At 41.4% G+C, this 15039-nt stretch carries 13 protein-coding genes and 1 tRNA gene; 5 read left to right on the top strand and 9 right to left on the bottom strand.

Annotated features, from left to right (window positions below; translation table 11 throughout):
- Positions 1 to 26: 26 nt before the first annotated feature.
- On the top strand, positions 27 to 938 hold the full coding sequence (locus tag ACXIUD_RS00590; protein ID WP_458050700.1) for a 1-aminocyclopropane-1-carboxylate deaminase/D-cysteine desulfhydrase: 912 nt from the start codon (positions 27 to 29) through the stop codon (positions 936 to 938).
- A gap of 97 nt (positions 939 to 1035) precedes the next feature.
- Here the strand turns inward: ACXIUD_RS00590 and ACXIUD_RS00585 are convergent, their stop codons facing one another.
- From ACXIUD_RS00585 to ACXIUD_RS00575, 3 genes are all read right to left on the bottom strand, one after another.
- Positions 1036 to 1674 (bottom strand): AlbA family DNA-binding domain-containing protein, encoded by a 639-nt coding sequence (locus ACXIUD_RS00585; RefSeq protein ID WP_458050699.1) that lies wholly within the window; start codon positions 1672 to 1674, stop codon positions 1036 to 1038.
- A 38-nt stretch (positions 1675 to 1712) separates the two neighbouring features.
- Positions 1713 to 3749 carry an excinuclease ABC subunit UvrB gene (uvrB, locus tag ACXIUD_RS00580; protein ID WP_458050698.1) on the bottom strand — a complete coding sequence of 679 codons (2037 nt, stop codon included), beginning with the start codon at positions 3747 to 3749 and terminating at the stop codon, positions 1713 to 1715.
- Positions 3750 to 3812: 63 nt separating this feature from the next.
- Positions 3813 to 4976: an Lnb N-terminal periplasmic domain-containing protein gene (locus tag ACXIUD_RS00575; protein WP_458050753.1), complete on the bottom strand. Its 1164-nt coding sequence runs from the start codon at positions 4974 to 4976 to the stop codon at positions 3813 to 3815.
- A gap of 59 nt (positions 4977 to 5035) precedes the next feature.
- On the opposite strand from ACXIUD_RS00575, the gene ACXIUD_RS00570 reads away from it, so the two are divergent.
- Together ACXIUD_RS00570 and ACXIUD_RS00565 are read left to right on the top strand one after the other, a co-directional pair.
- Positions 5036 to 7363, top strand: coding sequence for a T9SS type A sorting domain-containing protein (locus ACXIUD_RS00570; protein WP_458050697.1), 2328 nt, complete (start codon positions 5036 to 5038; stop codon positions 7361 to 7363).
- Positions 7364 to 7613: 250 nt separating this feature from the next.
- The gene (locus tag ACXIUD_RS00565) at positions 7614 to 8081 is read left to right on the top strand and encodes a RidA family protein (protein WP_458050696.1); all 468 of its coding nucleotides are present in this window, start codon (positions 7614 to 7616) and stop codon (positions 8079 to 8081) included.
- A 458-nt stretch (positions 8082 to 8539) separates the two neighbouring features.
- Here ACXIUD_RS00565 and ACXIUD_RS00560 read toward each other — a convergent pair whose 3' ends face one another.
- From ACXIUD_RS00560 to ACXIUD_RS00550, 3 genes are read right to left on the bottom strand one after another with little or no spacing between them, the layout of a single operon-like run.
- Positions 8540 to 9028 (bottom strand): GAF domain-containing protein, encoded by a 489-nt coding sequence (locus ACXIUD_RS00560; protein ID WP_458050695.1) that lies wholly within the window; start codon positions 9026 to 9028, stop codon positions 8540 to 8542.
- Between the two features lie 3 nt (positions 9029 to 9031).
- On the bottom strand, positions 9032 to 10057 hold the full coding sequence (gene ribD, locus ACXIUD_RS00555; protein WP_458050694.1) for a bifunctional diaminohydroxyphosphoribosylaminopyrimidine deaminase/5-amino-6-(5-phosphoribosylamino)uracil reductase RibD: 1026 nt from the start codon (positions 10055 to 10057) through the stop codon (positions 9032 to 9034).
- A 3-nt stretch (positions 10058 to 10060) separates the two neighbouring features.
- Complete coding sequence (locus ACXIUD_RS00550) at positions 10061 to 10849, bottom strand: DUF4382 domain-containing protein (RefSeq protein WP_458050693.1); 789 nt, start codon at positions 10847 to 10849, stop codon at positions 10061 to 10063.
- Between the two features lie 219 nt (positions 10850 to 11068).
- Here ACXIUD_RS00550 and ACXIUD_RS00545 point away from each other — a divergent pair.
- Positions 11069 to 11195 (top strand) — tRNA-Asp (locus ACXIUD_RS00545).
- Between the two features lie 239 nt (positions 11196 to 11434).
- Here ACXIUD_RS00545 and ACXIUD_RS00540 read toward each other — a convergent pair.
- Together ACXIUD_RS00540 and rbfA are read right to left on the bottom strand one after the other, a co-directional pair.
- Complete coding sequence (locus ACXIUD_RS00540) at positions 11435 to 12658, bottom strand: FtsX-like permease family protein (RefSeq protein WP_458050692.1); 1224 nt, start codon at positions 12656 to 12658, stop codon at positions 11435 to 11437.
- Between the two features lie 17 nt (positions 12659 to 12675).
- Positions 12676 to 13056 carry a 30S ribosome-binding factor RbfA gene (rbfA, locus tag ACXIUD_RS00535; protein ID WP_458050691.1) on the bottom strand — a complete coding sequence of 127 codons (381 nt, stop codon included), beginning with the start codon at positions 13054 to 13056 and terminating at the stop codon, positions 12676 to 12678.
- A 94-nt stretch (positions 13057 to 13150) separates the two neighbouring features.
- Between rbfA and ACXIUD_RS00530 the strand changes: the two genes are divergently transcribed.
- Complete coding sequence (locus ACXIUD_RS00530) at positions 13151 to 14551, top strand: hypothetical protein (RefSeq protein ID WP_458050690.1); 1401 nt, start codon at positions 13151 to 13153, stop codon at positions 14549 to 14551.
- Here ACXIUD_RS00530 and ACXIUD_RS00525 read toward each other — a convergent pair.
- Positions 14536 to 15027, bottom strand: coding sequence for a Clp protease ClpB (locus tag ACXIUD_RS00525; RefSeq protein WP_458050689.1), 492 nt, complete (start codon positions 15025 to 15027; stop codon positions 14536 to 14538). The two genes, ACXIUD_RS00530 and ACXIUD_RS00525, sit on opposite strands and share 16 nt — an antisense overlap.
- Positions 15028 to 15039: the final 12 nt, after the last annotated feature.

The following is a 15039-nucleotide window of genomic DNA, read 5'->3' as shown; positions in this document are numbered from 1 at the left end:
TGGATATTTGTAAGAAATATGCATCCATGTTAATTCCCCAACACATTCCTTACCAGTCTATAGCCCATCCTTTATTGCAGGGAAAAGGCCTTGAACTTACGGTAAAACGCCTGGATTTGGTACATGGGGAAGTGTCTGGGAATAAGTTTTTCAAGTTAAAATACAATCTCCAAGAAGCGATAGCTCAAGGCTATTCCCGCATCCTAACTTTTGGAGGTGCTTTTTCCAATCATATCCATGCGACCGCTGCTGCTTGTCAATTGATGGGTTTGGAAAGTATTGGCATTATCCGAGGAGAGGAATCAAACTCATTGAATCCAACACTTCGATTTGCCCAAGAACAAGGTATGCAGTTGCATTACTGGGATAGGAGTAAGTATCGAAACAAACATCAGCCTGAGTTTCTCCGAGAGCTTCAAGATGTCTTTGGGAAGGTTTATATTGTTCCCGAAGGGGGGACCAATGCATTGGCAATTCAAGGAACAGCTGAAATTTTGAGCGCTGAAGATGCTAACTACTCCCATATATTCACCGCCATAGGTACAGGGGGAACATTTGCAGGCTTGGCCTCCAGTATACAAGATCATCAAAAGTTACTTGGGGTATCCACTTTGAAGGGGGATTTTATGATTAAAGAAATTCAAGCATTGATCCAAAATCATAAAATTCAGGTAAACGGAAGCTATGAGATTCTCTTGGAGTATCATTTTGGAGGATATGCCAAGTGGACGCATGAATTACTGGACCTGATCCGTCAGTTTAAAAAAAGCCAAAATCTAGCGCTAGACCCTATTTATACTGGGAAAATGATGGCTGCTATTTTGGGAGAAGTTGAAAAAGGTCATATCCCCACAGGTTCCCATATTCTAGCGATTCATACAGGTGGTTTGCAGGGAGTGAAGGGATTTGAAGAGAGAGTGGGGGAGTTTTTGGGGTAATGGAGCGAGAATATGCTACGTTTATTCATAGTTTAGGAAGTGTAATTCATTTAAAATTTACTAAAGGGTCTCACCTTAAACTTACCGATAAAAAAAATCACCCCTCATTCAAGATAAAATAATCCTCTCCTTCCTGCGGCTGAATTTTGAGTACATTGGCAAGGACAAGCCTTACCAGTGTTTTCGAGGCTAGGAATTTAGGGAGTTTGGCAAGGCGCTGGAATTCGCGGAGGGTGATTTTTTCTTGCTCGCCCAAGGCTTTCATCAACAGCGTTTCCTTTTCACCATATGTAAATACCGTGTCTTTGGGAGTCTTTCCACGCTTGATGATCTCCCACATCTCCCGGCTAGCCTGAATACTTCTATCTTTTACCCGTACGTAAGCTTTTTTACGCTCGCCATCTTTCATGTAATGGGGTCGATTCTCGGATATGGGAATTGAAAATACAGCAATGCCCTTCTTGGGGTTGAGTTTTTGAACACGGACTTCATAGGTCAATTCAGGAAAAATATATTCTCGAATGGCTTTTTCCATCACAAAAACTTCCTCTTCAATAAATCGCTGACCACTGACAGTGCCATCATCATCTACTCCAATCAACAAAAAACCACCTTGCGTATTCGCCAAGGCAATAATCTCCCGTGCAATCTTCTCGGGAAAGGCTGCCTTTTTTTTGAACTCGGTTCGGATACCCTCCCCTTGTTGGGCGAGTTTGTAAATTTCTTGTAGGGTCATAGGTGATGGCTTTGATGACCATTAAGCGTTTTTTGCAATTAAACACTCCTTTCGAGCGTTGCGAGCCTGTTTTTGAGGCCTTGCCACTCATCTCTCAAACGGGCAGCCTCCATAAAGTTCAACTCTTTGGCGGCTTTTTCCATTTGTTTCTGCGTCTGTGTAATCAATTTCTCAAGTTTATCCTTACTCAAGTACTGCACCACCGGATCTGCGGCAACCATGGCTTCCACATCGACTTGGTCTTCGTAGACTTTTGCATTTTTCTTGCTATCGGCAACTTTGGTTTGCCCAAGAATTTTTTCCTTGGATTTGCGAACAGTCGTTGGAGTGATACCATGTTCTTCATTGTAAGCCATCTGAATTCCTCTTCTACGTTTGGTCTCATCGATGGCCATTTGCATGGAATCTGTGGTCTTATCTGCGTACATAATCACGCGACCATTTTCATTTCTAGCAGCCCGACCGATTGTTTGTACCAAGCTGCGTTCATTTCTTAGGAATCCTTCTTTATCAGCATCTAAAATAGCCACCAAAGAAACCTCCGGTAAATCCAATCCTTCTCTCAATAAGTTCACCCCAACCAGTACATCAAAAACGCCTAATCTTAGTTCTCTCAAAATTTCCACACGGTCCAATGGCTTCACTTCTGAGTGAATATATCGGGATTTCACCCCTGCCCGCTCCAAGAATTTCTGCAGTTCCTCTGCCATACGCTTCGTCAAAGTGGTAACTAGGACACGGTCACCTTCTTTGACGGTTTGGTCGATTTCTTCCAATAAATCATCAATTTGATTTCCGCTTGGACGAACTTCGATGATTGGATCCAACAAGCCTGTTGGACGGATAATCTGCTCTACCACGATCCCCTCTGTTTTGGAAAGTTCGTAATCAGCAGGGGTGGCACTCACATAGATGACCTGATTGGTCAAGCTCTCAAATTCATCGAAATTGAGCGGTCTGTTATCCATGGCAGAAGGCAATCGAAATCCATAATCCACCAAGTTGACTTTTCTAGCGCGGTCACCACCCCACATACCCCGCACCTGCGGCAAGGTCACATGGCTTTCATCGATGACCATCAAATAGTCATCGGGGAAGTAATCGAGTAAGCAGAAGGGCCTTGTACCTGGCTGTCGTCTGTCAAAGTAGCGGGAATAATTTTCTACACCCGAACAATATCCGAGTTCCCGAATCATCTCCAAGTCAAATTCTGTGCGTTCTTTCAATCGCTTGGCTTCGATAAATTTCAAGTCTCTTTCAAAAAAGGCAACTTGTGCCATCAAGTCATCTTGAATTTCATGGATGGCTTGGTCTATGGTATCTTTGCCAGTGACAAACAAATTGGCAGGGAAAATGGATATGATTTTCTCATCCGAAATTTTCTTACCTGAAGCGGGTTCTATGCGCTGTATTGCTTCAATTTCATCCCCCCAAAAGAAAATACGGTAAGCAAAATCAGCATAGGCTACAAAGACATCCACCGTATCTCCTTTGACGCGGAAGGTACCATGTGTCATCTCCTGATTGGTGCGACTGTATAGGATATCCACCAATTTAAACAGCAATTGATTCCTAGGTATCCGGTCCCCTTCTTGTAATCGGATAACATTTTTTCCAAATTCTTCTGGATTACCAATACCGTAAATGCAGGAAACAGAAGCCACCACGATCACATCCCTTCTCCCTGAAAGTAATGCCGAGGTAGCACTTAGGCGTAGCTTTTCAATTTCCTCGTTGATGGAAAGATCTTTTTCTATGTAGGTTCCCGAGGTTGGGATAAAAGCCTCTGGCTGATAATAATCATAGTAGGAGATGAAGTACTCCACAGCATTTTCAGGGAAAAATTGCTTGAATTCTCCATACAATTGTGCAGCCAAGGTTTTATTATGGCACAAAACCAAGGTAGGACGCTGTGTTTCCTGAATGAGGTTGGCGACCGTAAAGGTTTTACCAGACCCCGTAACGCCAAGAAGCACTTGCGCAGGTTCCCTATTTTCCACCCCTTCGGCTAGTTGTCGAATGGCTTGTGGCTGGTCTCCAGTTGGTTTAAATTCAGATTGTAAGTTGAACTCCATAGATTAGTGGTAGATTGTGTATAACACCAAATCCCCCCGTCAAAGTTTGGGGACATGCTGTATTTATCTCCGAATTGCAAATTTCTCCTGATTGTAGTAGAGGAAGTTGCTTCGTAGCAGACTGATTAAGAGCAAAGGCACAATGCTTGGATGAAACGATTGAAATCCAATGACCCAAAAGACCAGTGCAAGGTTTGTGCTTATCAACAAGAATAGGAGATATTTTTTTATCCATGGTTTCCATGTTTGTTTAAACATGGCTATGGCTAAAATCAGATGTCCTGGAAAGGCCCATAGAATATTCCAGTTCCACTTCGTTTGGGAATGAAAGGTAAAAAACCAAAGAAGCGTAATAACGATTCCCAAGATTCCCAAAATTCCAAAATACGCGATGTCAAATCCTTTAAATAGCCGTTTTTTCTTAAATCCAATAAACGTGATTGCCATAAAGAAAATCGCCAATAACCACCAGATAACCAATGGTTGGAAAAAGTTGAGTGAGGAAGGTTGTGGTTCAAAGGTGAGTACTTCAAATTGCTCTTTTACCAAAGGTCTGCTTGGTCCATCGCCCACAATTTGCGCGCGGGCAAAGGCAGCTTCCATATAGTCTGGTAAGAATTGCTTTTCTCTTTCGGTTGCATGTACATCGATTACTGCACCCAATGCCAGATCAATACCAAAATCCGCCCAAGGCAATGGATACACGTATTCGTCTATGAGGTTTCGAAAAGTTTTTTGTTCAGGTTCAATTGGTTCATTCCATTCCAATTGGTTGCCCAATACGGTCTCCAATACATCCCGTACCCGGGTTGCGCAATTATCATAGAAGAAATCATACCGGTAAAACTTGTTTTCAGGAAGCCGGTTGATTTCAAGAAATTGAACCAATTTGGCTGTTTGTTCCGGATTTAAATCCAAGATCTGCTCCCGTACATTTCTCTGAAAGTAGTTGTATTCAAACAAAAATCGATCATAAGTGCTCACGCTGAGCATGTAGTCCAATGTTCGACGGGTGAAGTTGAATAGGAAATATGGTGCTCCAAAATCAAAGGTGCCGTAATTATACACCAAGTCCACGCCTGAAAGGGTATCCTTGACTCGTATCGCACTATGGCCAAATGTGGTATAGACTTCTTCCCCTGGATCGCAGGTTAACAGGCTTATTTGATAATCCTGAGCCTGTAGGCTAAAAATAGTCGAATAAATAACCGAATAAGTTAAGACCATTTTTTTCAAGAAGGACAAGCAAGATTTAAATTTAGTATTCGCTTTTCTACTGGTGTAAAATGGTTTTTCAAAAGAAGACATATCAGGTGCGGATAGAAAGTTTCCTGCGAATTTACAGGATTCTTGGATTTTTTTGTGTCCTTAGTTCGCTTCATTGTAATCCACTGTTTGCGCAGATACCATTAACTATCGGAGATTACAGGACCATAGCTTCGGGAGATTATCAGGATATTGCGATATGGGAGATGTGGGATGGGTTTTCTTGGATAGGGGCAAGTGCCAAGCCAAGTGCGGGGAATTCCATATTTATTGATCAAGGGCACGAGGTCCGATTGGTGCAACAGGAAGAAGCGAATCATGTATATTTGTTCAGTGCAGCGAGCCCGGGCCGAAAGCTCAATTTGCAAAACTTTGAATTACATGTGTATGGTGCCCTTAGGGGACTTCAAAGCGTTGGAGGTTTGTTCGAAATCAATACTGTTTCCAGTCCCGTATTGGATTGGATATATCCAGAGACCGGAAGGATTGTATTCAAAGGCAGTTCAAGGATTGTCGTGGACCGGGCTTCTTGGTCAGCTAATACTACCAATAGTCGCTACACCGTAGTATTCGATCCAGATCCTGGGCAAATATTTACCGTAAATTCAGCCTTCAAAGCCAATGCCTTCATTGTGCAATCAGGGACCGTTGTACAGACGGTCAACACAGCGGGCATTCCAGCTTGCTCTACTTTTTCATTTAACAACCAAGCAATTTTTAATGGTGCAGGTCCTTATGGAGATTTTATCATTGAACCGGGCGCACGGTTGCTATCTGAATGTTCTGCTCCATTGGCGTCTATTATTCAGCGGTCTGCGGCTGTCCCGGGAGCATTATTCCATTTGAAAGCCGGGGCTTCTTTGTTTTTGTCAGGGAATGAGCCGTTGATAGATGTGGTGAATTTTCAATTGGAGGGGAATGTTTATTACGTGGCAAGCTCAGGAGTGCAGCGGATGCTTCGCAATACCATGGCAGGAGCCAGCATTCCCAAAAACTATCATAATCTGTTATTCGAAAACGGAGCCCAAAAAATACTTCAGGATTCCATCTTTTTGGATGGTGATTTGGCTGTATTGAGTGGTGATTTTCCAACTCATGGGAATGGTTTTGTGCGCTTTTATGGGAGTGGGGAACAGCAGCTGGTAGGACCATCGCTCCAATTGAATGATGTAGAGCTGCTAAAAACAGGCGGTTCTCTGCGGTTTTCAGGAGATTTGTTGGTTGATCGGTTGTTGTACATGCGAAGTGGGACAATGGACTTTGAGGGAAAAGATTTATACCTAAACGAATCTGGACTTGGAGGTTTACAGCAATTTGAGGGTGTATGGGTTCATTTGCATCGCCTCTATTACCGGAATTTGCCCAGTACACTTACTGCAAGGAATGCAACCTTCCCCTTGAAAGATAGTTTTCAAGGTGGGATTCGTAGATTTCGGTTAGCAGGCGAGTCACCTGGAGGCACTTTGGAATTGCAATATATGGAGATTCCCGGAGCTAATTGGGATCCTGATTTTGACGATTCAGATGGCACGCCTATCCTTTATCAACTCAATTCTTATGTATTGCTTTCTGGGCTTTCTGAGGGTTCTTCTACTATTGAAATGCGCATGGCTGCTGAAAACTTAGTGGTTGACCAAGTAGAGGATTTACGAATTGTCAGCAATGGACAGGCTGCACCTGGAAACAATTTACTTGCCATAGACAATGACACGCTTTGGGCCCGGCGGGAAGTCCCTTTTTCACTGTTGAATAATCAGACATTCACCATCGGGAGTTACCGTGTCCTCTCTGTACTGCCTCTGCGGTGGCATGCTCAATCCGCAAATTGGTTTGAGGGGCATGTTAAGATAAACTGGCAGACTTTGGACGAAAAAAACACCTCTCATTTTGTCATTTGGAAAGCTACCGCTGGGGTAGATGCCTTCGAAGTCATCGGGCAGGTAAAAGCCCTGGGGAAGGAAGTCAATACCTATGAGTGGAGTTATGTGCTTCGACTTCCCCACGAAAGGACTTTCTATCAATTGGAGCAAGTGGACAAAGATGGGCAACGTAGTTTTTCCAAAGTCTTCCGCTTGGAAGGAGTGAGAAACAAAGCTTCTGAAAGTACGATTGTCTACTACCCAAATCCTTATACGGATGGGGCCTTAGCTATTGAGTTTCCAAGTCACTGGAATGCTAACCTAGTTTATCTCCAAGTTTCAGATGTAAAAGGACAGGATTTATTTAATGGAAGACTTTCAGACTTTGATGCATCGCTTGTTTTGAGCAATGCATTGAAGGGAGTATATTTTTTCTGCCTGAAAGGCCCAGACGGAGATGTAAAAACCTTCAAACTTCTAAAAAACTGATTAACTTGCCCCCTATGGGTTTTAACAGTGATTGAGATCTTAGAAAAACCATCATACATGTCTTGCGTTATGATTAAAGAAAATCGATAAAACCCAAATTAATTTCGTTTAGTTAAGCATAACTTTTCCAAAGTTTTGTTAGCATACTCAGTTTGATTGTTCTTCTAATCCAACTTTGGTAAAGTTTCAATTCAACTTGTATCCTTATCTAAACGCTATTGAAACCCAACTTATCATAAAACCGATGTTTATGCGAACAGCAGAAGAGAATTTTGAATCATTAGGCTTGATTTTGCCACCCCCTCCCAAGCCTATTGGAGTTTATAAGCCCTGTTTAATTCTTGGAAATCATTTGTATCTCTCCGGTCATGGAACATGGAAAGAAGATGGTTCTCTGATTGTTGGAAGAATAGGCGATGATATGAGTATTGATGCGGGGAAATTGGCAGCGAGGCAAGTTGGTCTAGCCATGCTTTCCACTATAAAAGCCAATCTTGGGTCTTTGAATAATGTAAAAAGAGTAATCAAAGTATTGGGGATGGTCAATTGCGTGAAAGGTTTTGAACGACATCCTTATGTAATCAATGGGTGCAGTGAATTATTTGCAGCTATTTGGGGGGAGGAAAATGGGATTGGCGTGAGAAGTGCCGTAGGAATGGGGTCTTTGCCGGATAATATCCCTGTGGAGATTGAGGCAATGTTTGAGATCGAACCATAAATCCGAAACATGTAAAAAACAAAAACGGGAACAATTCTAGTCGAAATGTTCCCGTTTCGTAACCTGGTAAACCGTAATTTGCCAAACTACGTCAAGCTACAGTTCATAAGTCCTTTCAGTTGCCCAATTGGAGATAGTTTTGATCTGGCTGAAGCGGTCCATCAGATGGCCGTAAGGCTTATTTTTTCAAAGCGATCACAGATTCCAGAATTTCAGCATTACCTGTTGGGAATAATTTCCTAAGAACCTTTTCCCTTCTTGATCTAACACCAGTTTTTCAAATCTACCGGAGTTTCTAGGCTCCTTATTATCTCTTACTTGATGATATCAAATTTCGATCATTTTTACTTCAGAACCAAAAAATAACTGTCTAATTTTTCAACAATTTACCCACATTTGTTTGGGGTTTTTGCACAAGTTATGAACAATCGGTTTTATTTAGTGTGTTTGACAAAATATTATTTCATAGTTTGTTTGTCCAATAGCTGCATCAATAGTTCTAGGTATTGTTGATCAATTTCATCGAAATCATCTAATCGGTCACTGTCTACATCCAGAACACACCAAACCTCTTCTCCGTGAAAACCGGGAACTACAATTTCGGACTTAGAAGCACTGCTGCAGGCTATATGTCCAGGAAATGCATCCACATCAGGAACAAGCTGTGTCTTTTTTTCTTTCCAAGCAGTACCGCAAACACCTTTTCCAAAATTAATCCGAGTACATGCTAAAGGTCCCTGAAATGGTCCTAATACCAATTGATCATTCTTTACCAAATAAAACCCTACCCAAAAGAAGCCAAAAGCTTCCCTAAGCACTGCGCTGACATTGGCAAGATTTGCATAAAGGTCTGATTCGTCTGATATCAAGGCTTCAAGTTGAGGTAAGATTGCCTGATAGATTTCAGCCTTACTTGCATTAGTTGGTAGGTAAATTGACTCTGCCATAAATTAATTATTGAAATAAATCGAAAGTTTGTCCCCCATAACATCCAATTCTTGGATGATGGTTCCGGAAAGCTGTGGTGCGGGTATTCCTTCTCCAAAGGATTGTACGCTTTTAAATACACGGGCCTCGTCCCAAAGGTTTTCTTTGATAAAGGCATGCAGTACCTGGCTTCCACCTTCTACAAGTACGGAGCCTATTTTTCGAAGGTATAGTTGATGGAGAATGTTGGCAATATCATGAACATGATCCACTTTGATAAAAATCTTATTTGATTCTTCCCGATCCAATGTTTCATTAAATATGATCGTTGGTATCCGTTGGTCAAAGACATGATACGGACTATTGGGATCTATGGATGTAGCAAGAATGATTCGCGTAGGATTTTTCCCAACCCAATCCCGTACATTGAGAGAAGGATTATCGTGGATTACGGTATTTTTGCCAACAAGAATGGCATCTTCCTCTGAACGCCATTGATGGACTAGCTGCCTGCTATAGGAATTGCTGATCCATTTGGAGTCATAGTTCTTTCGGGCAACAAATCCATCGGCAGTTTCTGCCCATTTCAATAATACATAGGGCCGTTTTTTCTCCATGTTGGTAAAAAAGCGCCTATTCTGCTCCTGAACCTTTGATTCCAAAACTCCAGTGACGACTTCTATTCCTGCTTCTCGTAATAATTGAATGCCTTTTCCTCCCACTAATGGATTGCTGTCTAAAGCTCCAATAACTACTCTTTTTACCTGATGTTGAATCAAGAGATTGGCACATGGAGGTGTTTTTCCCCAATGGGCGCAAGGTTCCAGGGTTACATACACAGTAGCGTCCGCTAATAAATCAGGGTTTTGTACTTGTTCGATGGCATTAGGTTCAGCATGTGGTCCGCCATAATATTGATGATAACCTTCACCGATAATTTGGTCTTGATGGACAATCACACAGCCTACCAATGGGTTTGGACTTACACTTCCACGTCCAAGTTCAGCAAGCTCCAAAGCCCTTTGCATATACATCAGGTCTAACTCCATGGCTTACTGTCTTGGTTGAAGGTTGATATTTCCAGCTTGTGTAGTCGTCTGAGGTGTCACCACAATATTAACCAAACTGTCTCTTCTGAGGGCATTGTCGAATGGAAGAATGCCAACCGTATAGGTGCCGGTCAGTCCTCTCAATTGAAATTGGCCATTGTTGAGATTCGAAATCGTAGTTGTGACAGTATCACGATTTTGAATAGCATATAGGACTGCTTGTTGACCTGCCGGTCTGATGGTGCCAGAGATCACACCTGTATTGCTTGTGGAAAATGCACGAATGACCGGATCTAAGAAAAAATCATTCCCCCTCTGCCCTGTAATGGAGCGATGAACATCAAAGTCGATGATTAAATCATGGGATATGCCTGCGCTTAGGATGAAATTCGTTTGGATGGCTGGTTCTTGAGATGCTGCCGAAACTAACCTCAAGGGTTCAGTGGCCCCATCAATTCGTACACGATTGTTTTCTCCTAATATCAGTTTCATTTCTATAATCTGTCCAATCGGTACTTCGTCCCTTCCGATTAAAAATTGTTCCCCTCCTATCAATGCTGAAACATTGATTTGTCTATTGCCTGCAAGATTAGGTAAAAAAAATGTCTGAACACTTTCTCCAGTTCTTCCTCCTGAAATACTCACTTCTACTCCTAGAATTTCTATTAGAGCAGCATCAAAGTCTCCTGGTGCATCGACCAAAAACACATTGATCAATGCCTGATTGCGAGCGCTTTCATTGGTGCAAGCGAATAGCAACCCGATTAAGCCTAATAATAATAACTTTTTCACACCGTAAAGTTAGGAAAGATTACAGGATTAATCCCTCATTTCGGATTTTTCAATGCCGTGGCAAATTGATTGATTAGATTTATTAAATATCTAATGAAATGCCATCAAAAATAAAAATACTGTAAAAAAACAGTTTTATTGTTGAAAAAATTTTAAAATATGATTCGCTTTATTAACTTTGAATTATCAACAAAGACAAAAGGTCGCGTTGAGTTATCCTGTAGGGTGTTGAAATTGGCAGACAAGCCCTCCTGTCTCGGGGGTGGAGAGTTCGGCACAAAGCAAACATGGAGCTCGTGTTTTGCCTAACCGCTTCGTGGAGGTTCGAGTCCTTCCCCTACAGCCAAAGGTTATGATAAGTAAATCGGGAACACAAGGTTCCCAAGTATTATACTGTAGGGTGTTGAAACTGGCAGACAAGCCCTCCTGTCTCGGGGGTGAGGAGTACAGCATAAAGCAAACATGGAGCTCGTGTTTTGCCTAACTGCCTCGTGGAGGTTCGAATCCTTCTCCTACAGCTGGTTATTTTGGGTTTATTGTTAATTGACTAAAGCTGTGAGATTCTATTTCACGGCTTTTTTATTTTTATAGTGCAGTGGATTTTACTTTGGATGCCAATAAAGCTGGTCTATAGGAAGCTAGAAGTGTGATCAAAATTACCGATACACTGGTCCATAAAAAGTCAGTCCAAACAATCTTTACCGGATAGTTTTCAATGATGGATGAATCTATCCCCATGGATACCAATCCAACGGTATCCTGAAGCCAAACAATGATAAAACCCAATACTAGTCCGATTGCAGCGCCCGAAAAAGCAATGATACTACCTTGTTTGATGAATATGTTTTTGACAGTGGATGCTTTGGCTCCCATGGCATAAAGAATGGCAATGTCTTTTTTCTTCTCAATAGCCATCATGGATAGGGAGAAAAAGATATTGAAAGAGGCGACTGCTAAAATGAAGGTAAGCGTAATGAATACAAACAACTTCTCAATTTTAATCGTTCGAAGTAAGCCTGCATGCTGCTCGTCAGTATCTTTTACTGTAAACTCTTCACCAAGGAGTTGTTTCAAATTTGCTTTTACTTTTTTAATTGAGTTCCCTTCTTGAACACTCACTTCGATGGCTGTTCGTTTATCTCCGTAATTTAAAAGTCGGCTGACAAAAGATAGGGGTGCGATGATGTAATTGTCATCAAACTCTTTTTCTACGCTAAAGAAAGCAGTGGGGACGAGTGTGCCTTGATTGTAAAGCTGCCGAGGGTCAATGGTAGCAGCGTTTCTTGGTGCTTTTGGGTAGTAGGCTTGAAGTAAGTCAAATTCGTTGTTTAGATCAATTGATAAAAAGAAGCCAACACCTCTCCCAATGATGGCTTGAGGTCGTTCTTGGGTGCCTAAATCCAATTTTCCCCAAATATAGCCTTGCTCAAATCGGGGCTGTGCAAGGTAATTGTCAGAAACACCTTTGATCCGTGCCAGGTGTTGATAATTCCGATAGTTGAATAAAGCATTGTCTTCAATCACCTCTGTCACCAAAAAGACACCTTCCACTGCTTCTATTTTCCGGAGAGTGCTTTCATCCATGCGGAAAGATTTGCCTTGACTTGCTTCAATTTTCAAATCAGCATCAAAAGATGCATAAAGCCCCCGTACCAAATCCTCCAAGCCATTGAAAACAGATAAAACGATCACCAAAGCCATAGCGCCTACAGCCACTCCAACCATCGTAATGATCGATAGAATGGTAATAAAGTTTTTCTTCTTTTTGCTTTGGAAGTATCGGGCTGCTATAAAAAATGAAGTGTTCAAGAAATGCAGTTTAGGAATTAATCTTCGGTTTCTTCGTCTTCTTCAGGAGCTTCCGGGATATCAAGTGAAGAAATCACTTTGTCCATGTGCTGTGCATAGGAAGCTGAGTCATCCAAAAACAGTGCAAGTTCAGGTACAATCCGTACCGATTTACCGATTCGGTTTCCCAAATGTTTTCTGATTTCGCTTTTCTTTTCATTGATTTTTTCAAACATCACTTTGTCCTTGTCCAACAAAAAGCTCAAGTAAATTTTGGCTACTCCAAGATCAGGACTCATTGAAACTCCCGATACGGTTACAAAGGTGCTGCCTAAGAGATGTTTAGCTTCTTTTTGGAAGATTTCTCCGATCTCTTTTTGAATAAGTTTGCTGTATTTTTGCTGTCGCTTACTTTCCATGATAGATTTTAATTGGTGCAAATTTAGTGAATTAAAAGCGTAACCTTTAATTTCGTGGGTTATCATTCCAATTTAAACCGAATATTCAAAGGCCTTGTTAAGTTTTTTTAAAGTCAACGATCCCTTCCGTCTTGTAGCAGTATTGGGCCTCATGCTATTGATGAGCCTGATTTATGGCTGGGTGCTCAAAGCCCCTTTAACGCAACCCGAGATGATTTGGATGTTGCTGGGGGAACGTTTGGCCGAGGGGGTGCATATGTATAAGGATGTGATTGATAATACCGCCCCTCTTTCTGCGGGTGTATTTTGGATGATGCATGTATTGTTTGGCAAAAGTTTATTAGCCCATCAGCTACTTGCTTATTTTTTGATTTGCTTTCAGATAATCTATGTCAATAATCTCTTTTTTAATTTTCGGACCTTTGAAGAAAACTCCTATGTTCCCGCCTTGATCATGGGTGTGTTATTTCATAGTTCCTTTGATTTTATCCGATTGACCCCCATGTTGATGGGAAGTACCTTCCTGATTCTTGCGGTTGGGCAGCTGTTCTCCCAGACTATGCTCCAAAAAGAAAGCACAAGTTCTGTTTTGCTTGTTGGGTTGTATTTAGGGATAGCCGCTTGTTTCCATTTTCCTCTCATTGTATTCTTACCCTATCTGATTGTGGTGGGAGTGGCAATAGGTGGGTATAATTTCTCTCAATTGGTTTTATCTTTGGTAGGGTATTTTCTTCCTTTGGCCTGTGCAGCAACCTATTATTTCTGGATAGGGGGAATTGGAGAATTTGTCTCAGAGTTTTTGTTGACTTCAAATTTGGAAGTTTCTTACAAGCATGTGAGCCTACGGGATTTACTCTTTTTGATGATTACACCTCTTTTTTTTACGACTATGGGAATTATATATGGTTCTTTTTTTAAATCGTTGACTATCAATCAGCAAAAACAATTGCAAATCATGTTGATTTTCTTGCTTGCTGCCGTGTCAGTGATTTTTTTATCCAATAGGCATACGCCTTATCAATTGGTGGTTTTTATCCCACCCATGGTCTATTTTATAAGTTTACTGTTTTTGGCAAATAATTCAGGCGTATTAATGACCGTGCTGATTTATCTCTTTTTGACAGGAGTTCCTTTGACAGGTATGTTCTGGCTTTTTCAAAAAACCAGTTTGGAAGACTCCAATGCATATACCGTACAGCCGGAAGGCAGGCATGAGATCGCCCGAGGGAAAAAAGTTTTGGTCCTGGGAACAGATCTAGCCTATTATCATCAAGCGAGTTTGGCAACGCCTTACCTGAATTATTATCATTCCAAACAGCTGTTAACCAATTATTCTGACATCAGCTCCATGGCTCAAGTTTACCAATCCTTTAAGATGGATATGCCCGAACTTGTAATTGATGAAGAGGGTGTTTTTACAGAATTGATGCGCGTATTTCCGGCTTTTCAAGAACGATATGTCTCGGAAAAAAGAGGGATCTATGTATTAAAATGAGGTTTTATTTTTCTTTCATAAAACAGGAAGCCTATAAGCCCAAAAACAGCAATCATTACAATTCTCCACAAGATTTGGCCCCAGGAATAGGAAGAGTCAGCATTGTCCGTTCCTTTGGCTTCTTCCAAAGCCCTTTTCAAAATGGCAATTTCCCGTTCTTGTTTTTGAACAATGAATTTGTAGTCGTTTTTCTCGTAGGTAATTTCGGTTTTTTCAATCTCACTTAATAGCTTCAACTCCTCCATGATTTGATTATCCTTTTGGATGATTCTGGCCATCCAGTCATGCGTTTCAATCATATCTTTTTTAGTGCGATTACCAAAAATCCCAGTTTTTTTGCTTTCGGAAGCTTTCCATTCTTCATGCATACGCTCTCGTTCTTGCATTAAGCGCTCCAACTTGGCTTGAGCAAAAACTTGTGTGGAGGTCAAACAACCCAAAATGCAAATAAGTCCGACAATTCTTCTGTAATTCATGGCCCACAACCC

This window comes from Mongoliitalea sp. (assembly GCF_054166905.1).
This window is presented reverse-complemented; position numbering and strand designations above follow the sequence as displayed.